Source organism: Leucobacter holotrichiae (genome assembly GCF_055791005.1).
The window spans coordinates 204267-226744 of sequence record NZ_JBVUAC010000003.1 but is presented as its reverse complement, the minus strand read 5'-3'; the positions used below and the strand labels follow the sequence as shown (position 1 = coordinate 226744).

The 22478-nt window shown below is 67.8% G+C and carries 16 protein-coding genes and 1 pseudogene; 9 read left to right on the top strand and 8 right to left on the bottom strand.

Annotation, left to right across the window (positions count from 1 at the left end; translation table 11 throughout):
• Window positions 1–13 precede the first annotated feature (13 nt).
• From AC0KXF_RS06360 to AC0KXF_RS06340, 5 genes are all read left to right on the top strand, one after another.
• Window positions 14–1543 (top strand): sugar ABC transporter ATP-binding protein, encoded by a 1530-nt coding sequence (locus AC0KXF_RS06360; protein ID WP_473108361.1) that lies wholly within the window; start codon window positions 14–16, stop codon window positions 1541–1543.
• Window positions 1544–1606: 63 nt separating this feature from the next.
• Entirely contained in the window at window positions 1607–2362 is a 756-nt protein-coding gene (locus tag AC0KXF_RS06355) for an SDR family NAD(P)-dependent oxidoreductase (RefSeq protein ID WP_473108360.1), read from the top strand.
• A 216-nt stretch (window positions 2363–2578) separates the two neighbouring features.
• Entirely contained in the window at window positions 2579–3586 is a 1008-nt protein-coding gene (locus tag AC0KXF_RS06350) for a Gfo/Idh/MocA family protein (RefSeq protein WP_473108359.1), read from the top strand.
• Between the two features lie 93 nt (window positions 3587–3679).
• A complete protein-coding gene (locus tag AC0KXF_RS06345; RefSeq protein ID WP_473108358.1) occupies window positions 3680–4441 on the top strand; it encodes an SDR family NAD(P)-dependent oxidoreductase in 762 nt (253 codons plus the stop codon).
• Between the two features lie 46 nt (window positions 4442–4487).
• On the top strand, window positions 4488–5462 hold the full coding sequence (locus AC0KXF_RS06340) for a zinc-dependent alcohol dehydrogenase (protein WP_473108357.1): 975 nt from the start codon (window positions 4488–4490) through the stop codon (window positions 5460–5462).
• A 54-nt stretch (window positions 5463–5516) separates the two neighbouring features.
• Here AC0KXF_RS06340 and AC0KXF_RS06335 read toward each other — a convergent pair.
• The 7 genes and pseudogenes from AC0KXF_RS06335 to AC0KXF_RS06305 form a co-directional block, all read right to left on the bottom strand.
• Window positions 5517–6407, bottom strand: a pseudogene (locus AC0KXF_RS06335) (NAD(P)-dependent oxidoreductase); the annotation flags it as partial.
• 36 nt (window positions 6408–6443) lie between these two features.
• Entirely contained in the window at window positions 6444–7532 is a 1089-nt protein-coding gene (locus tag AC0KXF_RS06330) for a zinc-dependent alcohol dehydrogenase (protein ID WP_473108356.1), read from the bottom strand.
• Between the two features lie 31 nt (window positions 7533–7563).
• Window positions 7564–8820, bottom strand: a complete 1257-nt coding sequence (locus AC0KXF_RS06325) for a M24 family metallopeptidase (RefSeq protein ID WP_473108355.1) — start codon at window positions 8818–8820, stop codon at window positions 7564–7566.
• 40 nt (window positions 8821–8860) lie between these two features.
• Window positions 8861–9940, bottom strand: a complete 1080-nt coding sequence (locus AC0KXF_RS06320; protein WP_473108354.1) for an SDR family oxidoreductase — start codon at window positions 9938–9940, stop codon at window positions 8861–8863.
• 209 nt (window positions 9941–10149) lie between these two features.
• Entirely contained in the window at window positions 10150–11526 is a 1377-nt protein-coding gene (locus AC0KXF_RS06315) for an NADP-dependent succinic semialdehyde dehydrogenase (protein ID WP_473108353.1), read from the bottom strand.
• A gap of 46 nt (window positions 11527–11572) precedes the next feature.
• Window positions 11573–12253, bottom strand: a complete 681-nt coding sequence (locus tag AC0KXF_RS06310; protein ID WP_473108352.1) for a GntR family transcriptional regulator — start codon at window positions 12251–12253, stop codon at window positions 11573–11575.
• 43 nt (window positions 12254–12296) lie between these two features.
• A complete protein-coding gene (locus tag AC0KXF_RS06305) occupies window positions 12297–12821 on the bottom strand; it encodes a VOC family protein (RefSeq protein WP_473108351.1) in 525 nt (174 codons plus the stop codon).
• Window positions 12822–12975: 154 nt separating this feature from the next.
• Here AC0KXF_RS06305 and AC0KXF_RS06300 point away from each other — a divergent pair, with 154 nt between their 5' ends.
• The 4 genes from AC0KXF_RS06300 to AC0KXF_RS06285 all read left to right on the top strand — a co-directional run bounded on the left by AC0KXF_RS06300 (window position 12976) and on the right by AC0KXF_RS06285 (window position 21352).
• On the top strand, window positions 12976–15168 hold the full coding sequence (locus tag AC0KXF_RS06300; RefSeq protein WP_473108350.1) for an alpha-ketoacid dehydrogenase subunit alpha/beta: 2193 nt from the start codon (window positions 12976–12978) through the stop codon (window positions 15166–15168).
• Window positions 15168–16580, top strand: a complete 1413-nt coding sequence (locus AC0KXF_RS06295; protein ID WP_473108349.1) for a pyruvate dehydrogenase complex dihydrolipoamide acetyltransferase — start codon at window positions 15168–15170, stop codon at window positions 16578–16580. Before AC0KXF_RS06300 ends, AC0KXF_RS06295 begins: the two co-directional genes overlap by 1 nt.
• 10 nt (window positions 16581–16590) lie before the next feature.
• A complete protein-coding gene (locus AC0KXF_RS06290) occupies window positions 16591–17226 on the top strand; it encodes an NAD(P)H-dependent oxidoreductase (protein WP_473108348.1) in 636 nt (211 codons plus the stop codon).
• 565 nt (window positions 17227–17791) lie between these two features.
• Window positions 17792–21352: a choice-of-anchor I family protein gene (locus tag AC0KXF_RS06285; protein WP_473108347.1), complete on the top strand. Its 3561-nt coding sequence runs from the start codon at window positions 17792–17794 to the stop codon at window positions 21350–21352.
• Between the two features lie 356 nt (window positions 21353–21708).
• Here AC0KXF_RS06285 and AC0KXF_RS06280 read toward each other — a convergent pair whose 3' ends face one another.
• Complete coding sequence (locus AC0KXF_RS06280; RefSeq protein ID WP_473108346.1) at window positions 21709–22395, bottom strand: TetR family transcriptional regulator; 687 nt, start codon at window positions 22393–22395, stop codon at window positions 21709–21711.
• Window positions 22396–22478: the final 83 nt, after the last annotated feature.

The following is a 22478-nucleotide window of genomic DNA, read 5'->3' as shown; positions in this document are numbered from 1 at the left end:
GGAGGAAGCGATCATGGCAAAGACTCCGATTATGGTTGCTCGCGGGCTCGACAAGCGCTTCGGGCCGGTGCACGCCAACAAGTCCGTCGATCTCGATATCCGTGTCGGGGAAGTGCTGGGGCTGGTCGGCGAGAACGGCGCCGGTAAGTCGACACTGCTCTCGATGCTGAGCGGCACGCTGCAGGCCGATTCCGGCACCCTCGAGCTGAACGGCGAACCGGTGAAGTTCTCGACATACCATCAATCGACGCTGAAGGGTGTCTTCCGGGTGTACCAGCACCAGGCGCTGGTGCCGAACATCACCGTGGCCGAGAACGTATTCATGGCGCAGGAGGCGGAGTTCTCGCGCCTCGGCGTGCTGAGCCAGCGGGAGATGGTCCGCAGGACTCGCGAGATCTTCGACGAGTTCGATGTCACCCTCAACCCCTCCTCGGTGCTCAGCCGCCTGAGCTTCGCCGAGAGACAGGTCGTGGAGATCGTGCGCTGCTTGGCACAGGCGCGGCTGCTCGGCGTCGAGCACCCGGTGATCCTGCTGGACGAGCCGACGAGTGCCCTGACTCGCGGTCAGATCGACTTCTTCTTCGAGTTCGTGAACCGTATCAAGGAGCATGCGGCTCAGGTCTTCGTGTCTCACCGCCTGGAGGAGATCGTGTCGCTCTGCGACCGTCTCGTCGTGCTCAAGGACGGCGAAAAGGTGGCAGAGAACGACCGGCCTCGGGAGTTGAGCGAGGGCGAGATCCACAACATGATGGTCGGGCGCAGCATCGCCATGCACAAGCGCGAGCGTGTGATCGATGACGAGGCGAGGGACAGCAGGCAGCCCGTACTGGAACTCGAGGGCTTCTCGAGTGACAGCTTCAGCGACGTCACGCTCACCGTCTCGGCCGGTGAGATCGTCGGTATCGCCGGCGTCGTGGGCTCGGGTAAAGCCGGCCTCGGCCGTTCGATCTTCGAGCTCGGAGCGGGGTGCACAGGAGCGATCCGGATCCAGGGGAAGGACCCGAAGCAGACCGGCCCCCGAGCCGGCATCCGGCAGTCGATCGGTTACGTGCCGACCGAGCGCCACCGGGAGGGCCTCGTGCTCGGCATGTCCGTCGCCCAGAATCACTCCCTGCCCTACGTCGGAGCGGCGATCGCGAAGTCCCCCGTGATCGACGGCAAGAAGGAGCGCGAGGACGCCGCAGCGGCCATCGAGCAGCTGAACATCAGGACGCCGAGCCCGAACACGCTGATCAGGAACCTGAGCGGCGGCAACCAGCAGAAGGTGATCCTCGCACGCTGGCTCACGCTCGGCTCCAAGCTGCTGGTGCTGGACAACCCGACCAACGGCGTCGACGTGGGCGCCAAGGGTGAGATCTACGGAATCCTGGATCAGATCACCGCGACGGGGGTTTCGGTGCTCCTGATCAGCGACGATCTGCCGGAACTGATCACGATGTCGGATCGGATCCTCGTCATGAAGGACGGGAAGATCAAGGGCGAGTACGTCGTCGATCCCGAGGACCCTCCTACCGAGGTGGACCTCGTCGCCGCGATGGTCTGAATCGTATCCGCCGATGTGATCGACCTTTGTCTGTAAATCGTTGGGAAGAAAGAGGATAAGTTCATGTCGATGGGTTTCGATGGCAAGACCTGTGTGGTTACAGGCGGAGCTCAGGGGATCGGCGAGGCAATCTCGAGAAGGTTCGCATCCGAGGGCGCCAAGGTCCTCATCGCCGACCTGAATGAGGAAGGAGCTCGTGCGCTGGCCGATGAACTCGGCAACGGTTCGGCGGGGTATCGGGTGAACGTCGCGGACAGCGGTTCGATCCGCATGCTTTTCGACGACATCGTAGCCGAGCACGGGGTTCCCGATATCGTGGTGAACAACGCCGGTGTCACCAGCGACAATCCGACGATCGATCTTCCCAACGAGGTCTGGCAGCGTGAACTCGACGTGAATCTCACCGGCGCATTCTTCGGCGCTCGCGAGGCGGCGCGGCGTCTTCTTGAAGCAGGCCGAAGCGGGGTGATCGTGAACATTTCGTCGATCGCGGCCTTCAAGGCGGTCAGCCCTGAGAAGCACGTCGGTTACGACGTGGCAAAAGCAGGTGTCGCTCACATGACCAGGGTGCTCGCTCACGAGTGGGCGAGCGATGGGATCCGGGTCAACGCGGTCGGTCCCGGCTATACCGACACGCTGATCCTGCAGGGGCTTGCAGAGACCGCGCCGGAGATGGTGGATACGTGGCGCTCGCAGACTCCGTATGGACGTCTGATCGAACCACGTGAGATCGCGGCAGTGGTCTGTTTCCTGGCGTCGGAGGAGGCCAGCGCCATCACGGGCCAGACTGTCATAGCGGATGGCGGATTCACTCTCTGAGCCGGCACCGCTGGCCTGGTCTGAACCGAGCATGGCCGCGTAGTATCGACGTGGGAAGGTTGTGTGCAATCTTATTGAACGCGTATAGTTGGACGCGACACTGGTGCGAATGTGCTGCATTCTGCGCGGCCGGGCGGTTGCGCAGAATGCAGACGGGATGACCTCGCCCTCCGCGACGCCGGTACGTTCGACAATGACGTTTACAGGAGTGAAGCTATGACGGAACCTCTGCGAATCGGTGTGCTCGGAGCGGCGCGCATCAGCCAGGACACGCTGTTCCCACCCGTCGAGGACATCGGGGGGCGGGTCGTCGCTGTTGCCGCCCGCGACGTAGACAAGGCCCGGGCGTATGCGGAGGAGCACGGCATCGAGCGCGCGCTGGACAGCTACGAGGCCCTCGTCGCCGACCCCGAGGTCGAGGCGGTCTACAACCCGCTGCCGAACGGCCTCCACACGCCCTGGAACCTGGCTGTGATCGAGTCGGGTAAGCATCTGCTCGCCGAGAAGCCCTTCGCCAGCAACGCGGTCGAGGCGCTGCGGGTGCACGAGGCCGCGCAGGCCAAGCCCGAGCTGGTTGTCTTCAACGGGTTCCACTACAGCTATCACCCCGTCTTCCAGCGCTTTCTCGAGGTGCTGCGCAGCGGCGAGATCGGCGAGATCCAGTGGGTGCGCGCAGTCATGACCATCGACGTACCCGACCTGCAGGACATTCGTTGGTCGTGGCCGCTGGCCGGCGGCGCCCTCATGGACGTGGGCTGCTACGTGATCGACGCCATCGGCCACGTCGCCCGCGAGCTCGGCGGTGAGGCGAAGCTCGCCTCCGCGAGGACAGGTCACCTGGAGGGCACCGATCCCCGGGTCGACGCCTGGGCCGAGATGACCTTCGAGCTGCCGAACGGAGCGCACGCGGTCGCGGAGGCCAATCTCGTCGGTCCCCGCGACTTCACTCTCACCGCGGTCGGTTCCAAGGGGTCCATCCACCAGGCCAACCTCTCCTACGTGCACACCGACGACCGGCTCATCGTGACGACCGCGGCCGGAACACGGGTCGAGCATCTCGGTTTGACGCGCAGCTTCACCTACCAGATGCGAGCGTTCCGCGATGCGATCCGGTTGGGATCCGACTACCCGACGACCACTGCGGCCGCACTCGAGAACATGCGCGTCATCGACCGGGCGTACGAGATGGCGGGTCTGCCTCCGCGCCCCTCCGTGACCGACTGAGACGGCCGACGGCGGAGGCCGACCCGCGGCGCCCCCATCGCTCAGGGCGCCGCAGACTCTCACAACAACTCAGAGCAAAGGAGCACAGACCGTATGACTGGACGCTTGGACGGAAAGGTGGCGCTGATCACCGGCGCGGGCAACGGCATGGGCGAGGCGATCGCTCGCATGTTCGCCCGAGAGGGTGCCGCCGTCGCCCTCACCGACATCTCCCCGCGCGGCGAGGAGGTTGCCGAGGATATCCGCCGCACCGGCGCCTCGGCTGAATTCTGGGAGATGAACACCACCGACGAGGATCGCGTCTCGCAGGTGTTCGGCGAGGTGTTCGAGAAGTTCGGCGCGCTGAACGTGCTCATCAACAACGCCGGCATCACCGGCCCCACCGAGCCCCTCGACGAGGTCGCGTTGGCCGACTGGGAGAAGGTCTTCAAGGTCAACGTGGCAGGCCCGTTCCTCTGCACGAAGCACGCGATCCCTCACATGCGGAAGACCCGGGGCCAGAAGAGCATCGTCAACACCTCGTCGATCTACGCTCTCATCGGCAGCGACGAGGTGCCGATCTATCACTCGACCAAGGGTGCCGTGCGCAGCATGGTGAAGGCCGACGCCATTGCATACGCTCCCGAGAGCATCCGCGTGAACGCGGTGATGCCCGGCACCATCCTGACACCCCTCAACTACGAGAAGGCCGAGCGGACGCCGGGCTACCTTGAGCATATGCAGTCGATCCACCCGCTCGGATTCCTCGGTGAGCCGGACGACGTCGCCTACGCGATGGTCTTCCTCGCCTCGGACGAGGCCAGGTTCATCACCGGCGCCGAGTTCGTGATCGACGGCGGCTACACCGCGCGGTAGGCGCGGTGCTCGGCAGACAGATCCATTTCAAGACAGGGAGTCACACATGAAAGCACTGCAGTTCCTCGCGGAGAACCGGCCCGAGGTGTCGGAGCTCGAGATCCCGGAGATCGCGGCCGACGAGGTGCTCGTCGCCGCTCGTTCCGTGGGCATCTGCCACTCGGACATCGAGTTGCTCGAGGGAAGGTACATCATCCCGTTCTCCTACCCCATCATCCCGGGCCACGAGTGGGCCGGCGAGATCGTGGCGGTCGGGGACCGCGTGACGGACTTCTCCGTCGGCGACCGAGTGGTGGGCGAGTGCGTCATCGGGGAGGACCACTTCGGATTCTCGATCAGCGGCGCCCTCGCGGAGTTCTTCGTGGCGCGCCCCGAATGGTTGCACCGCATTCCCGAGAGCATCGATTACTCGAGCGGTGCGCTCATCGAGACCTTCACCGTGGGGTACAACGCGCTGATGGAGGTCGGCAACATCAACGCGAGCGACACCCTCGTCGTGCTCGGCGCCGGTCCGGTCGGTCTGGTGACCACAGCGGCCGCCCATCACCTGGGCGCCGTGGTCGTCACCGTCGATCCGTCTGAGGCGCGTCGGCAGGCTGCTCTCGGCCTCGGGGCCGACCACGCGGTCGATCCCGAGGGGGCGGAGGCCCTGCTCGCCTCGATCACCGACGGCCGCGGGCCGAGCGTGGTCATGGAGGCCAGCGGCCGGCCCGAGGTGATGGCGAACGCTATCAGACTCGCCGGTCACGGAGCGCGTCTGGGCTTCATCGGCATCGACGTGGGGAACGAGGCCTCCGTTCCCCTCGGTCTGATCCAGTCGAAGGGCCTGAGGATCGTCGGCACCATCGGTTCTCCCTTCGTGTGGCCCGAGGCGATCCGCTTTCTCGAGCGGACCGGCATCGATCTTTCGCCGCTGGTCACAGAGCGCTTCGGCGTGGATAATGCGGTCGAGGCGCTGGCAGCATCTCGCGATAGCGCCCGCAACCTGAAGGTCCACGTAGAACTCGACGCGAGACTCTGAACCCGGATACGGCGAAGGCCGGCGAACCGTCACGGTTCGCCGGCCTTCGCGGGTTCACGATGAGGCGCGACGCGTGATCTCGGCCATCGCCGACCAGTCGAGCTGCGAGAGCTCGGGGTCGGCCAGTGTCTCCTCGAAGATCTGCTGGAGGACGCCTGCAGTGGGCAGGGCCGCTGACACGGCCGCGGCCGCGCTCTGCACGAGCGTCAGGTCCTTCAGGCCGAGATCCACGCTGAATGCGGGCGGGGTGTAGTCGCGGGAGGCGATGATGGGTCCGTAGCCCTGGTAGGCCGTCCCGGTGTAAGCCGCATCGGTCAGGATCTCGACGAAGGTGCGACCGTCGACGCCGCTGCGCTCCATCAGATTGAGCGATTCGGCGAGCGCCTGCATGGTGTGGATGAGATTGTAATTCACGCCGATCTTAACGAGATTGGCCAGTGCCGGATCTGCCCCGACCCGCCAGACGCGCTTGCTCAGCGCCGGGAAGAACTCGTCTGCCCGATCGAGCGGTTCCGCCGCACCCGCCGCGACGATGTTGAGCTGTCCGGAGGCGGCCAGATGGGGCCGGCCCAGGACCGGAGCCGCCGCGTACGAGACGCCGGCCTCCGTGTGGCGAGCGTCGAGTTCGCGGGCGGCATCGAGACTCACCGTCGCCATGTTGACGTGCACGGATCCCGCTGCGCTCGCGAGCATCTCCGAGCTGAACACCGCATCGAGGGCTCGGTCGTTCGACAGCATCGAGAAAGCGATGCCGGTCGCGAGCGCCTCCTCGGGTGAACCGACCGCGCGGGCGCCGGCCTCGACGAGCGGTTCGACGGCGGCCTGCGAACGGTTCCAGACCAGAACGTCGTGACCGGCATCGACGAGGCGGTGCGCCATGGCGGCGCCCATGGTGCCGAGGCCGATGAAACCAACTTGAGACACGTGATTCTCCTTTACTGAGTGCGAGGTGCGTGACCGGGCGCCCGCGAGGGCGGAGCGTCAGGGTGCGATGAGGGTTTTGATGGCGGGCGGTGTTCCCGCGGACATCGGCTTGAGAGCGCCGTCGACGAGGTCGGTGAGCGGGAGGGGTGCGGGGGCGATGGACCCCCACCGTCCGCGACGTTGGGAGATGAGCTTCGCGGCTTCGGGGAAGTCGGTCTCGCGCACGAGGGCGTTGGTGCCGATGAGGCTGAGCTCTCGGACGGTGAGGCGGCCGAGGTCGATGGTGCGGGGGAGCTTCTGAATGCCCACCGCGACGATGTTCGTGCCCATCGGTACGATCTCCAGCGCCAGTTGCAGGCCTGGTTCGGATCCGCTCACTTCGAAGTACACCGGGATGGAGTCCGCGAATTCGGCCTCGATCAGCGCGGTCGATTCGGGGGTGCCGGCGAGGATCGTGACCTGGGCTCCCAGCTCCGTCGCGATGTCGAGCCGTTCCTGTGCGAGGTCGACCGCGACCACGCGGGCCCCGCTCTGGACGAGGGCGTGGATGAGGAACGCGCCGATGCCCCCGACGCCCTGCACGATCGCGACGTCTCCGGGTTGCACCCCTGAACGCTTCATGGAGTGGACGGCGATGGCCATGGGCTGTGCGAGGGCGGCTTCGGTCTCGTCGAGGCCGAGGGCGCCGGCGTCGACGCAGCTGGCGACCGGGGTGGATACGTATCGTGCGAGTGCGCCGTCGCGGTGCAGCCCGACGGAGGCGTATTTGCGGCAGAGGTTGGAGCGGCCGCCCAGGCACTCGCGGCAGTTGCCGCAGGGCATGGATCCGCAGGATGCGACGAGCTTGCCCTCCCACGAGGGATCCACGTCGTCGCCGACAGCGACGACGCGCCCCGCGAACTCGTGCCCGACGGTCATGGGGCCGACGTGGCCGGTGACGTGGTGAGGGTGCTCGACGGGGAAGAGCTTGGGGCCGTGCGCCCACTCGGCGGCGTCGGTGCCGCACACTCCGACGGCGGTCACCTCGAGCAGGAGTTCGCCGGGCAGCGCGCTCGGTACGGGAACCTCCTCGATGCGGATGTCCTGCTTGCCGTGCATGACTGCGGCCTGCATGGTCTGAGAGGCGGGGGCTGCTGGTGAGGTCAACTTCGACGCTCCTTCGGGCTGAGTGGGTGGATCAGAAGGGGTTCGCGACGATGAGGTCGGTCGCGGGGTACTTGGTGATGACGACGGGGCCGTCATCGGTGATGACGACCTCTTCTTCGATGCGCGCGGCGGAGTAGCCGTCGGAGGCGGGGCAGTAAGTCTCGACCGCGAACACCATGCCGGTCTTGATCTCTACGGGTTCGCGGTAGCTGTTGAGGCGGGAGATGATCGGGCGTTCATGCAGGCCGAGGCCGAGGCCGTGGCAGAACTGCAGGCCGAAGGCTGACAGCTCGTCGTCGAAGCCGAGGGATTCGGCGGTGGGGAACAGCGACGCGATCTCGTCGGAACCCACGCCCGGCTTGATTGCCGAGATGGCGTTGTCCATCCACTCGCGGGCCCGGTTGTAGGCCGAGCGCTGCGCGCCGGTCGCGCTGCCCACGTTGAAGGTGCGGTAGTAACAGGTGCGGTACCCGTTGAAGGAGTGGATGATGTCGAAGAAGGCCTGGTCGCCGGGGCGGATGATGCGATCGGTGAAGTTGTGGGGGTGCGGATTGCAGCGCTCGCCCGAGATCGCGTTGATCGCCTCGACCTGGTCGGAGCCGTACTCGTAGAGCTTCTTGGCGGCCAGCGCGACGATCTCGCTCTCGCGGACGCCGGGTTTGAGCGCGTCGACGATGTCGGTGTAGACGCCGTCGACCATGGCCGCCGCCTGATTCATGAGCATGATCTCGTCCTGGCTCTTGATCTCGCGGGCGTCGAGCATGTGCTGCTGCGCATCGACCACGGTGAATCCCTGCCGCTGCATCTCGAAGAGGAACGGCGGCTCCACGATGTCGATGCCGACGGGGGAGCGTTCCAGGCCGAGATCGGTGAGGATGCCTTTGATCTGGGTCACCGCGTCGACCATGAGCCCTGCTGACGGCGCCACCGCGCCGCGGAAACCGAGGAACCCGGGGTGGTTGTGGTCGTGCTTCAGCCAGGGCGCGTAGAGCTGATGATGCTTGACCGCGGACCCGAAGTCCCACAGGTGGGGCTCTCCGCCGCGCGTCAGCAGCGCGTACCGGATCATCTTGTCGCCCAGTGCGCCCCCGACCCAGGACTGGGTGGTGTACCGGATGTTGTAGAAATCGAACAGCAGGAAAGCCCCGCACTCGCTCGCCTCCAGCGCCGCCTGCGCCCGCGCCAGACGGTAATCGCGGAGTCGGTCGAAATCGACCCGGGTCTCGTAGTCGACCCCCATCTGCCCCGGGGTGAGGAGGGGACGCGGCTTCGTCGACGTGTCGATCATGGGTGTCGCCTTCATTCTTCTTCGCAGCGGGTCTCGGTAACTAGCGGCGCGGGAGCACGCCGGCCTCCCGATAGCGCTCGAACGCGCTCAGGAAGCTCTCGACGCTGACGCGGTTGGCGTCGAAGCCGCGCTCTCGGCTCCGGCGCATGTCGGCGAAGCACTCGATGGGGCGGAGGAGATCGCTGTCGGTGTGCCACCACGATGCGACTCGGGTGAGGTCGGGCTCGACCAGGCCGTGCTCTTCGACGATGCGGGGCCACGCGCCCTCGAGCTCTTCGACACGTCCCTGGAGCGGACGATCCGAGCCGTCGTGTCCCTCCCACGGCACCCCGAAGTGCTCGGCGATGCGCGGCCACATCCAGCGCCAGCGGAAGACGTCTCCGTTGCTGATATTGAACGCCGTGTTCGCTGCGGCCGGTGTTTCTGCGGCCCACACCATCTGCTCCGCGAGCAGGTCGGCATCGGTGACGTCCGTCACGCCGTTCCACTGGGCCTCGGAGCCGGGGAAGATGAACGGCACGCCGTTCGCCAGACAGAGTTCGGCATAGGCGCCCAGTGTGAGCGCCATGTTCATCGCGTTGCCGGTGGCGAAGCCGATCACCGTGTGCGAGCGGTGGGTGCTCCAGGTGAACCCCTGCCGCTCCGCCGCTGCGAAGAGAGCGTCTTCCTGCGCGTAGTAGAAGTTCGGGATCTCGATCCGGGGTTCTTCCTCGTGGAAGGGGGTATCGGCCGAAGCCCCCTGCGCATACGCCTCGAACGGTCCGAGATAGTGCTTGAGCCCGGTCATGAGCGAGACGTGTTTCACGGAGTCGGCGGACTCGAGAGCGGTGAGGAGGTGCTCCATCGCCGTTCGATTGACCCTGATGTTCTCCGCCTCGGTGTCCATGCGCATCCAGGTGGTGATGAAGACGGCCTCGGGGCGCAGGTCTGCGACACCGGTGAGGGTTTCGGGGCGCAGGAGGTCGGCTTGGAATGAAGTCACACCCTCAAGATGCAGGGCTGAGCGGTTGAGGCCGGTGACGTCCCAGCCGTCGGCTACGAGTCTGCGGCAGACAGCCTGGCCGGAGATGCCGCTCGCGCCGACCACGAGTGCTCGGGGACGCTGCGTCTGTGCTTCCATGGGTGCCTCCCTGGGCGTGAGGAGAGGGGCCGTCGGGCTTCGACGGCGGATGGGTGTTCGCCCCTCAAGTGTACATTAAAACTAAACATTTAGCTCAGTCATCATGAACATGTGATCTTGGCGCCGGAGTGCTCCGTCCCGTCTGCGGGTGAGAGGCGCGGAGGGCGGGGACCCTCGGATCCCCGCCCTCCGCGCACCCGCTGCGCCGCTCAGCCGCGCCAGACCGACTTGAGGTTACAGAACTCGCGGATACCCTCGGCGGAGAGCTCTCGACCGATGCCGGAGTCCTTCACACCGCCGAACGGAAGCTCGGGATACGACACGGACATGCCGTTCACGAAGACCGCCCCGGCATCGAGTCCGTTGACGAAGAATTCCTCCTCCTCGGAGTCGCGGGTCCACACCGCCGAGCTCAGACCGAAGGTCGTGTCGTTCGCGAGCTGCAGCGCCTCGTCGCGGTCTGAGGCTTTGAAGACGGTTGCCGCGGGTCCGAATGCCTCCTCGGCGTAGAGGCGCATCTCGCGGGTGACGTCCGTGATCACGGTGGCCGGGTAGAACCAGCCGGGCCGCTCGAGCGGGGCGCCGCCCGCGGTGATGGTGGCGCCCTTGTCGCGGGCGTCGGTCACGAGTTCGTCGAGGTCGCGCAGGCCCGACTCGGTGGCCACCGGCCCGAGCTCGGTCGCCTCGTCCATCGGGTCTCCGACCACGAGGGCCTTCATCGCGGCGGTGAACTTCTCGACGAACTCGTCGTAGATCGCCGCGTGCACAATCACGCGCTTGGCGTTGATGCAGGCCTGACCGTTGTTCGTGGTGCGAGAAGCGACCGCGGTGGCCACGGCCGCGTCGAGATCGGCCGTGGGCATCACGATGAACGGATCCGAGCCGCCGAGCTCGAGCACGGTGTGTTTGACTTCGGAGCCCGCGATGCTCGCGACCGATCGGCCCGCCGGTTCCGAGCCGGTGAGGGTGGTGGCGACCACGCGGCGGTTGCGGATCACACGCTCGACGCCCGAGGCCGGGATGAGCAGCGAGCGGAAGCTGCCGGACGGGAAGCCAGCGCGGTCGAACAGCGTATCGAGGTAGAGCGCGGCCTGCGGCACGTTCGACGCGTGCTTGAGCACGCCGGTGTTGCCCGCCATGAGCGCGGGTGCCGCGAACCGGATCACCTGCCACAGCGGGTAATTCCAGGGCATCACCGCGAGCACCACGCCGAGCGGCTGGTACCGGGAGGCGGCGTAGCTGGCGCCGACCGCGCTGGGGTCTTCGAGCTCGCGGCCCGTGAGGAACTCCTCTGCCTTGTCCGCGTAGAAGCGCATGCCCTTCGCGCATTTGAGCACCTCGCCGCGCGCCTGACCGATGGTCTTGCCCATCTCCAGCACGAGCATGGCGGCGGCATCCTCCAGGTCCTCCTCGAGGATGTCGGCGGCCCGATGCATCCAGGCTGCCCGGGTGGCGAAGTCCGTCCGCTTCAGCGCGATGAACGCTGCGTGCGCCTCAGCGATCCTCGCGTCGACCTCGTCGTCGGTGTGCGCGGTGAACTCCTCCACGAGTTCACCGGTCGCGGGGTTGACGGTGGCGATGGTCATGATGCTCCTTTGGTTCGGTGGTTCGGTGCCGTGATGACGGCGGGATCTACGCGCCGAAGATCTCCGGGTGCTTCGCCAGCTGCCGCCGTGTACGGCGGATGTGGCCGGCGAGCACGCGTTCGGCCTCGTCGAAGTCCCCGTCGCGCAGCGCGGCGATGAGGATGTTGTGCTCGTCGTTCGCGATGCGCCGCAGCTCGGGCGACCAGGTCGCGACGTACGCCCTGCGATACGGCGCCGTGCTGTTCCACAGTTTCGAGATGAGGTCGCCGAGCTGCTGGGTCTCGGCGCGGGCATAGCTCGCGAGGTGGAACTCTCGGTCGAGGCGCAGGAATTCATCGATGTTGCCCGCACTGGAAGCGGAATCGATCTGCGACGCGAGATCCTCGAGATGCAGGAAATCGGGCTCGGCGAGACGCGGCGCGCTGTACCGCAGCAGCAACGGCTCGAGCCGCTCGCGCATCTGGTAGATCTCCTCGCACTCGGCGAGGGTGAGGCGCGACACCCAGGAGCCCGAGTTCGCGACCGTGGTGACCAGGCCCTCGTGCACGAGCAGGCTCAGCGCTTCGCGCACGGGCACGCGGCTCGCGCCGAAGCGGGCGGCCAGATGCTCCTGGCGAATGCGGGTGCCGGGCGCGAGTTCGCCGCGCAGGATGTCGTCCCGCAAGCTTGACGCGATCCTCGCCCCGGCATCGCCGCCGCGAGTGCGTGTTTCCTCGACTGCTTCCACCGTGAGTCCTCCCTCGTCTCCGCAGGAACTGTATCCCGTCGGCTCAGTCCTGCGGGTGCGCCGGGTGCCAGAGCAGGGTCGAGGCTCCGCGCTCGTACGCCTTCCCCTCCGGGAAGCTCACGAGTTCGAACTGCAGGCCCCAGGGGGCCCTGAAGTAGATCCAGCGCTGGCCTTCGGCGGACTGCTTGCTGGCGGTCGGCTCGCCCATGACCTCGACGCCCTGCTCTCGGAGGTAGGCGACCGCGGCATCGAGGTCGTCGACGTAGAAGGCCAGGTGGTATCCGCCGATGTCGCTGTTGCGCGGCTGAGGGTTCTGCCCGTCGGCGGAGTCGTAGAGGAAGACCTCGAAGTTCGAGCCGTTGCCGAGGCGGTAGAAGCGGATCTCGGTGATCACGGTGCGGGGGTGGACCCCGAGGTGGGTGTTCATCCAGTCGCCGTCGGACTGCTTCGAGCCGAGGGTGTAGATCTGCTCGCAGCCGAGGATGTCGACGAGGAAGCGGTGCGCCTCTTCGAGGTCGGGCACCGTGAATCCGATGTGATCCGTGCCTCTCAAACCGGGTATGGCCATGTCTCCTCCTTGCGACGTTTCTTGATGATTGTATCCAAAGCTGTGCAATATGGGGCGATTATCTCGATGGAACCTCGATCGCTTTTTGTCATTGAATCCAATTTCGCGTACAGTCGCTCTTAACATTTCAGGACTCGTTTCAACGGAGAACCACATGCCCAGACGCCGCAAACTCGATACCGGAGTGCCCTGGGTCGAACTCTCGACCACCGCCACCGACTGGAAGAAGGCGGATCCCGAGCTGCTCGCGACGATGCTCGGTCAGATCCAGCTCATCCGCTCCTTCGAGGAGACGGTGCTCGAGCTCGCGGGCGCCGGACTCGTGCACGGCCCCGCGCACTCGAGCATCGGCCAGGAGGGCGGCGCGGTCGGCTCGATCCTCACCCTCCGCTCGAGCGACGGGGTGAACGGCTCGCACCGCGGACACCACCAGTTCCTCGCGAAGGCGATCACCCATGTCTCGGGCGGCAGGCTCGATCTCGGCTCCCTGGTCGACGCCGACATGCAGGCGATGCTGCAGCGCACCCTGGCCGAGATCCTCGGGCTCGCCCAGGGCTTCTCGGGCGGGCGCGGCGGGTCGATGCACCTGCAGTGGCTCGAGGCCGGCGCGCTCGGCACCAACGCGATCGTGGGCGGCGGAGCGCCCCTCGCGGGCGGCAACGCGTGGGCGCAGAAGTTCGCGGGCACCGACGACATCTCGATCAACTACTTCGGCGACGGGTCGAGTCAGATCGGCTCGGTGCTCGAATCGATGAACCTCGCCGCGACCTGGAAGACCCCGGTCATGTTCTTCATCGAGAACAATCTCTACGCCGTCTCGACGCACGCGAGCGAGGCCAGTGCCGACACCCGCTTCTCGGTGCGGGGGCAGGGCTTCTCGATCCCGTCCTGGCGCGTCGACGGCATGGACCCGCTCGCCGTGCACCTCGCCACCCAGGAGGCGCTCGAGCGCATGCGAGCCGGGGAGGGCCCCGCGATCATCGAGGCCGAGGTCTACCGCTTCTTCCACCAGAACGGCCCCTTCCCCGGCAGCGCCTTCGGCTACCGCACGAAGGACGAGGAGAAGGAGTGGCGGGCGCGCGACCCGCTGACGCGCGTAGCGGCGCAGATGCAGGAGCTGGGGTACGCCACCGAGGCCGAGGTGGCCGCGGTTCGGGATCAGGCCAAGCAGGCCATGACCGACGCCGTCGGGCAGCTCATCGAGGACGACCCGGAGCGGGAGGGCAAGCGGCGGATCAAGCCCGAGCTGTGGCCGGATCCCGCGGTCGTCGACACCGGGATCCGCAGCGACGCGAGCGAGCTCGAACCGCTCGAGGTGAAGGAGCCCTCGGAGATCCGCGGCGAGTGGCGCGACGTCAAGTACGTCGATGCGGTCGCGCAGACCATGGATCGCCGCATGGAGGTCGACGATCGTATCGTCGTGCTCGGTGAGGACGTGCATCGGCTCGGCGGCGGCACGAACGGCGCCACGAAGGGCCTCGCCAAGAAGTACGGCCCCGAGCGCGTCGTCGGCACGCCCATCAGCGAGAACGCCTTTTTCGGCTTCGCCACCGGTGCCGCGCTCGACGGGCGCATCCGCCCCATCGTCGAGTTCATGTACCCCGACTTCATGTGGGTGGCCGCCGACCAGGTCTTCAACCAGGCGGGCAAGGCGCGCCACATGTTCGGCGACAACAACGACGTGCCCCTGGTGCTGCGCACCAAGGTCGCGATGGGCGTGGGCTACGGCTCGCAGCACCTCATGGACCCCGCGGGCATCTTCGCGACGCAGGCGGGATGGCGGATCGTCGCGGCGTCGAACGCCGCCGACTACGTGGGCCTCATGAACGCGGCGCTCGCGCTCGAGGATCCGGTGCTCGTGATCGAGCACGTCGATCTCTACGGCAAGGCCGACCGGCTCCCCGAGGGCGACCTCGACTACATCATCCCGCCGGGATCGGCCGCGGTGCGGCGCGCGGGATCGGACGTCACCGTGCTCAGCTACCTGACGATGGTCGATCACTCGCTCGAGGCGATCGAGCAGACCGGCGTCGACGCCGAGCTGATCGACCTGCGCTGGCTCGACCGCGCCTCGCTCGACTGGGACACCATCGGCGAGAGCATCAAGAAGACCAACGCCGTGCTGATCGTGGAGCAGGGCGCGAGCGGGCCGTCGTACGGCGGTTGGCTCGCCGACGAGATCCAGCGCCGCTACTTCGACTGGCTCGATCAGCCCGTCGAGCGCGTCACCGGCGGCGAGGCGAGCCCCAGCATCTCGAAGGTGCTCGAGCGCGCGGCGATCGCGCGCACCGAGGAAGTGGTCGCCGGCCTCGAACGGGTGCGCGCCGCGATGGGAGGCGAGAACTGATGGCCGCGATCGTGCGCATGCCCGAGCTCGTCACCGGTTCGGCGGAGGCCGCGATCGCCGGCTGGCTCGTCGCCGAGGGCGACGAGGTGGCGGAGGGTCAGGCGCTCGTCGAGATCGAGACCGAGAAGGCCACCGTCGAGTACGAGGCCGAGGCCGCGGGCGTGCTCGCCGGGATGCTGGCCGAGGCCGGCGCCACCGTCGAGGTCGGCACGCCGATCGCGGTGCTCGCGACCGGCGGCCAGTCGGCGGAGGAGGCACTCGCGGAGGCCGGCGTGGGGTCGGGCGTCGGGGCGTCGACTGAGCCTGTATCGTCCCCTGAGCCGACCGCGTCCCCTGAGCTTGTCGAAGGGGACGCCCCGGGATCCGACCCGATCCCTTCGGCAAGCTCAGGGAACGGGGTAGCAGACGTCCTGTCCCCTGAGTCCGCATCATCTCCTCGGCCTGTCGAAGGGGATACCCCCACCCAGGCCCCTGCGGGCGAGCGTCTCTTCGCGAGTCCGCTCGTGCGCAAGCTCGCCCGGGAGCGCGGCCTCGACCTCTCGCGTGTGAGCGGCACCGGACCGAACGGCCGCATCGTGCGTCGCGATCTCGAACGGCTCGAGGCCGGTCGGGGAGTCATCGCGGGATCCGCCCCCTCGACAAGCTCAGGGGACAGAGACGCCGTATCGACTGCTGCCCCGCTCCCTGAGGCTGTCGAAGGGAGCAGCGCGAGAGCTACTCCGGACGCAACCCCATACACCGACGTGCCCCACACCGGCATGCGCCGGGCGATCGCGCGACGGCTCACCGAGAGCAAGAGCACGGTGCCGCACTTCTACCTCGTCGCCGACTGCCGCATGGATGCGCTGCTCGCCCTGCGCAAGCAGATCAACGAGCTGGAGAGCACCCGGGTCTCGGTCAACGACTTCGTGGTGAAGGCCGTCGCGGCTGCCCTGCAGGACGTGCCGGGAGCCAACGCGATCTGGACGGACGAGGCGACGCGGCGCTTCGAGAGCGTCGACATCTCGGTCGCCGTCTCTGTGCCCGACGGGCTGTTCACCCCGGTGGTGCGCGGCGTCGAGAAGCTCTCGCTCGGGGCGCTCAGCCGCGAGATCCGCGACTACGCGGAGCGGGCGCGTGCCGGCAAGCTCAGGCAGCACGAGCTGGAGGGTGGATCCTTCTCGGTCTCCAACCTCGGCATGTACGGCACGAGCGAGTTCTCGGCGATCCTGAACCCGCCGCAGGCCGGCATTCTGGCCGTCGGTGCCGCCGAGCAGCGGCCCGTGGTCGAACCGGACGGCACGCTGGGCGTGGCCACACTCATGACGGTCACGCTCTCCGCCGACCATCGTGTGCTCGACGGTGCGCTCGCCGCCGAGTGGCTCGCCGCGTTCAAGAAGCGCATCGAGCAGCCGATGAGTCTGCTGATCTGAGGTTCTGACGATGCCTGTACTGCTCCGTATCGATTCCTCTGCCGGCGGCGAGGCCTCCCGCACCCGTGCCCTGACCGAGGCGTTCAGCCGCGAATGGTCGTCGCTCGGTGATGAGTTCTCCGTCATCTCCCGTGATGTTCACACGTCGCCCCCTCCGCACCTCGTCGACACCGCGCAGCACTGGCCTGAGCGGCTCCGAGGCGGAGCAGAGCTGGACGCGGCGACGTCGTCGCTGCAGGAGGAGCTGCTCACGGAGCTGCTCGCCGCCGACGCGGTGGTGATCGGTGCGCCGATGTACAACTACGCCTTCCCCTCGACGCTGAAATCGTGGCTCGACTTCGTCCACATGCCGGGTGTCACCGCGCCTTTCGATCGGCCGGTCCAGCCGCTCGCGGCGCGCCCGGCGGTGGTCATGAGCGCGCGAGGAGGTCTCGACGACGACGGTGCGTTCGAGCATCTCTTCGCGCCGTTGCGGCTGGCGCTGGGAGCGGGGCTCGGCATGGAGGTGCATACGGTCTGTACCAGCCGGACGCTGGCCGAGGCGATCCCCGAGCTGGACACCGCTCTAGCGGCGGAGGAGCTCGCCCGCGCGGTGGCGGAGGCCCGAATTCTCGCCCGCACGATCGGAGAGCCGGCGCGGGCCTGACCTCGTCCCTGAGCTCGTCGTCACCTGAGCTCGAAGGGGACACCCCGCTCCGCGCCCGTTTCCCGCCCGCCCCCGAACCGCATCCCGAAGCGGGAGTCGGTGGCGAGGGGAAGTGCGGCGCCGCCCCGCAGCGCCGGCTCAGGGTGCCGGATCGACCTCGTGCAGTCGGACGCGACGTCCTGCGCCGGCGACGACCACGGCCCACACGACCCTGATGCACCGGGACCGGGGGCATAGTGCCAGCCCCATCTCGGAGTGAGGTGCGTTCTTGGCGCCTCTCAGCGGATGTAAGAGGGGGTCTGCGTCCCACAACCAAGCCGTCGCGCAGATCGACGCCTCTGGCCTCGATGACCCCGAGAGGCGGCGGAGGCTTTGATCCGCAGGAGCCGCTTCAGAACCCCACCCTCAGGGGGTTTGAGCCTGTCGAAGGGGCGGGTCTTCCTCGATGTGCGTCCGCGCGAAACAGCGCCGCGAGTTCGCCTGCCGTTATGCAGCGGTTCATCTGCCCGTCGACCGGGTGCTGAAACCTGGATGAGGTGCATGGGCACCTACCAGGAGGAGAACTATGAAGGCCCCGAAATCGAGGCTGTGGCTGAAGAGCGCCGCGGCCGCCGTCGTGAGTTGCGCGCTCGTCGCAGCGCCGCTGGCCTCGACGACGGCGACCGCCGCCGTCGTCGACGCGCCGATCGCCTATTCGGCGAGTGACGCCACGCTCGCGCTGACCCCGATCGGCTCGTTCGAGACCGGCGTGTTCGACGAGTCGGCCGCCGAGATCGTGCAGGCGCACGGCGATCGCCTGTTCGTGGTGAACGCGCAGGCGGGATCCGTGAGCGTGCTCGACTACTCGAACCCGGCCGCGATGACCGAGCTGTTCGCCATCGGCTCCGAGGGGGTGGCGAACTCGGTGGCGATCCGACCCGACGGGCTCGGGGTCGTCGCCTTCGAGGCGAGCGTGAAGACCGATCCCGGCCACCTGCTGTTCTTCGACGCGAACGCGAGCGACGCGGCATCCGCGGTTCTCGGCACCGTCGCCGTGGGAGCGCTGCCCGACATGGTCACGATCTCAGGAGACGGCGCATACGCCGTCGTCGCGAACGAGGGTGAGCCCGCCGACGACTTCTCGGTGGACCCGGAGGGGTCGATCTCCGTGGTCGCGCTGCCCGGAGAGCTCGCCGCCCCCGCGCAGGACGCGGTGCGCATCGCGGACTTCCACGCGTTCGAGGGCGACGCGCTGCCGGAGGGCGTGCGCGTGTTCGGTCCGACGCCGCACGGCGACGATCTGCCCGTCAGCCGCAACCTCGAACCCGAGTACGTCGCGGTCGACGGCGGCACCGCATACGTGGCCCTGCAGGAGGCGAACGCCGTCGCAGAGGTCGACCTGGCCTCGGCGACGGTCAGCGCGATCAGACCGCTCGGGTTCAAGGATCACGGGCTCGCGCAGAACGCGCTCGATCCGAGCGACAAGGACGGCAGGGCCGAGCTGCGCAGCTACCAGGGGCTCAAGGGCGTGTACATGCCCGACGCGATCGACGCGTACACCGCCGGCGACGGCGCGAGCTACCTCGTCACGGCGAACGAGGGCGATGCCCGCGAGTGGGGCGACTACGCAGAGCCGTCGCGGGTGAAGGATCTGACCGACGAGAGCGGGGCGCCCCGAGACGGGTACGGCCCGGTCTGCACGGACAGCGCGCTCGCGGACAAGCTCGGCGACGACGAGCTGGGGCGCCTGAACGTCACGAAGGAGCTCGGCTTCGACGAGGCCCGCGGCTGCTACTCGGAGCTGTACGTCTTCGGCGGACGGTCGTTCTCGATCTGGAGCACCTCGGGAGAGCTGGTCTGGGATTCGGGATCATCGTTCGAGGAGGTCACCCTCGCCGCGAACCCCGAGTACTTCAACTCGAACCACGGCGAATCGAACCTCGAGGGGCGCAGCGACGACAAGGGTCCCGAACCGGAGTCGGTCGTCGTCGGGCAGGTCGGTGACCGCAGCTACGCGTTCGTCGGCTTCGAGCGCGTGGGCGGCATCGCAACCTACGACATCACGAACCCGGGCTCGCCCTCGTTCGTGACCTACGTCAACAACCGCGACTTCTCCCAGTCGGTCGAGGAGGGCGGCGACCTCGCCGCCGCCGGTGATCTCGGCCCCGAGGGCCTCTCCTTCGTCGACGCGACGGATTCGCCCACCGGCACTCCTCTGCTCGTGGCGGGCAACGAGGTCTCGGGCACGACGACCGTGTTCTCGATCGAGGATCTGCTGGCCCCCGTCGACGTGCAGGTGCTCACGATCAACGACTTCCACGGCCGGATCGAGGCGAACGCCGAGAGCGGGGAAGCGGGTGCGGCCGTGCTCGCCGGCGCGGTGCAGAGCTATCGGGCCGAGAATCCGAACACCCTGTTCGCCTCCGCGGGCGACAACATCGGCGCGTCGACTTTCACCTCGTTCATCGACGACGACTCGCCGACCATCGAGTCACTCGCGCAGGCGGGGCTCGACGTGAGCGTCGTGGGCAACCACGAGTTCGATCGCGGTTTCGCCGACCTCGTGGAGCGTGTGATCCCCGGCTTCGGAGGAGACCAGTTCGCGCTCGGAGCGAATGTGTACCGGAAGGGCACGAAGACGCCCGCGCTGCGCGAGTACGTCGTGCAAGAGGTCGACGGGGTGCGCGTCGCATTCATCGGCACGGTGACCGAGCAGACCGCCGCGATGGTCAGCCCGACCGGCATCGCCGACATCGAGTTCGGAGACCAGCTCGAGGCCGTCAACCGGGTCTCGGCAGAGATCGAGGCGGGGGACCTCGCGGACGTGACGGTGCTGCTCACGCACGAGGGATCCGAGACGAGCGACTGCGCGGCCGTCGAGGCCGACGCCACGAAGTTCGGCGAGCTCGTCCGCGGCGCAGATGACGCGGTCGACGCGATCGTCTCGGCGCATACCCATCAGAAGTACGACTGCGTGATCGACGGGCGCCCGGTCATCCAGGCGCACCAGTACGGCACGACTGTCGGCAAGCTCGACATCCGCGTGGACCGGGCGAGCAAGCAGCTCGTCTCGATCGAGGGCGGGCTCGTGCCGCTCGTCGTCGACGGCGCTGCGGCGTTCGAGCCGGATCCGGAGGTCGAAGGTATCGTGAACGCAGCCGTGGAGAATGCCGAGGAGCGGGGATCCGTGCCCGTCGGCCGCATCAGCGCCGACATCGTGCGCGGCGGCGAGCCGTCGGGGAGCGACCGCGGAGTGGAGTCGTCGATCGGCAACCTCGTCGCCGACATGTACCTGTGGTCGACCTCGAACGAGGGGTACGCGGGAGCACCCGCCTCGATCGGCCTCATGAATCCCGGCGGGCTCCGAGACGATCTGCGCTTCGGCGACGACGGCACGGTGACCTACCGCGATGTCGCGAACGTGCAGCCGTTCGCGAATACGATCGTGACGGTCTTGCTGACCGGGGCGCAGCTGAAGGCGGTGCTCGAGGAGCAGTGGCAGCCCGACGGGGCGTCGCGGCCGAAGCTGCACCTCGGAGTCTCGGAGGGCTTCAGCTACGAGTACGACCCCGATGCGGCTCGCGGGGAGCGCATCGTCTCCATGGCGCTGCACGGAGAGGCGATCGACCCGGCGGCGACGTACACGGTCGCGACCAACTCGTTCCTGGCAGGCGGAGGCGACAACTTCCTCACCTTCGCGGAGGGGACGGATCGCACCGATACCGGCCAGGCGGACCTGGCGGCCTCGATCGCCTACTTCGAGGCGCACGAGGTCGTCGACCCGGCTCCGCTCGGCAGGGCGGTGCTGAGCGACGGGCCGGGCGGCGGCGATCCCGAGGGTGACGTCGACAACGACGGCAACGCGGATAGCGGGAGTGGTGCCGACGGCGATGGGACCGACAGCGAGGGTGACGCCGCCGGATCCGGTGCCGATAGCGATGGTGCTGGTGGCAGCGGTGCCGATGGCGCGGAGGTTGATGGTGCGGGCGTTGATGGCGCGGGATCGGACGGGCGCACCGCCGAGCACCCGGGCAGCGACCTGGCGAGCACCGGAGGCGATGCGCCGCTCCTGATGAGCGTCGCCGCGGGCGCGCTGCTCGTGCTCGGCGCGGGCGTGCTCGTGCTGCGCGCTCGACGAGGCGCCTGAGTCGGGCTCGGGTTCAGCGGCGCGCAGGGTGGCCCGCCGGGCATGACAATGCCGAGTCCTCGCGGGCGGGCCACCGCGCGGGGACTCGGCAGCTCGGAGGCGCCTCTAGGACTTCGCTGCGACGAACTCGATCGCGCAGCGCGCGTCGGCGGGCAGCCCGACCGACATGGTGATGTGCTGCGGGTGTGCCCCGTCGTAACCGCACCGATCTGCCCTGAAGCACCGAAATCGGCCGAAATCGTGTGTTCTACGGCAGATCGGTGCAGTTGCGTGCGGGAGTGCGGGGTGCGTGCGGGGGGTGCGGTGGGTTGCGTGCGGGGGCGACGGGTGGAGCGGGCGGCGGCGGGGCGCGCGCCTCACTCCACCTCTTCGGTGATCACGAAGAGCAGTTCGGTGATCCGGCCTCCGAGCTCCTCCGACCCCTCCGAGACGGCGCCGCCCGAGAGCGCGGCGAGTCGAGCCGCGCGGTCGTAGAGCCCGTCGAAGACGGCGAGGGCCCGCTCGACGGGCAGGGTGAAGCGGCGGCCCGCGGCGTCGACGAGTTTCTCGACCACCTCGGCGAGCTCGCTCTTGAGCGCGTCGAGGAAGCCCGCGAAGCCCGGAGGGGCGATCTCGGGATCCCGCATGGCGAGCAGCATGAACTCCGTCTCGAGTGCGAACCACGCCGATTCGACGTCGACCGGCGCGAGGAACTCCTGCACGTACTCGGCGACCTCGGCGGGCTGCAGGGGCTCGTTGCACTCCTGCAGGTGCGGGATGAGTTGCTCGGCTCGCCGGGTGAGCTGCGCCGCGCGCAGCTCGTACTGGTGCTGCAGTGCGGCGAGGAACAGCTCCTCCTTGCTCGAGAAGTTCGAGTAGAACGCGCCGCGGCTGAATCCGGCGCGGCTGCAGACCTGCTCGACGGTGGCGCCCTGCAGGCCGGCTTCGGTGAAGACCTCGGCGGCGGCATCGAGGAGCCGATTGCGGGTCTCCCGGCGGCGAGCGCTCGGAGCCGGATCCGACCCGGATCCGGGCGCTGCGGAATCGGGAGCGGCGGAGAACATGCCTGTCATTGTCTCACGCGAAGCCGAAGCTGAGAACGCGCCGATACATCGGTGTATCCAGTCGGATACACTGGTGTATCGTT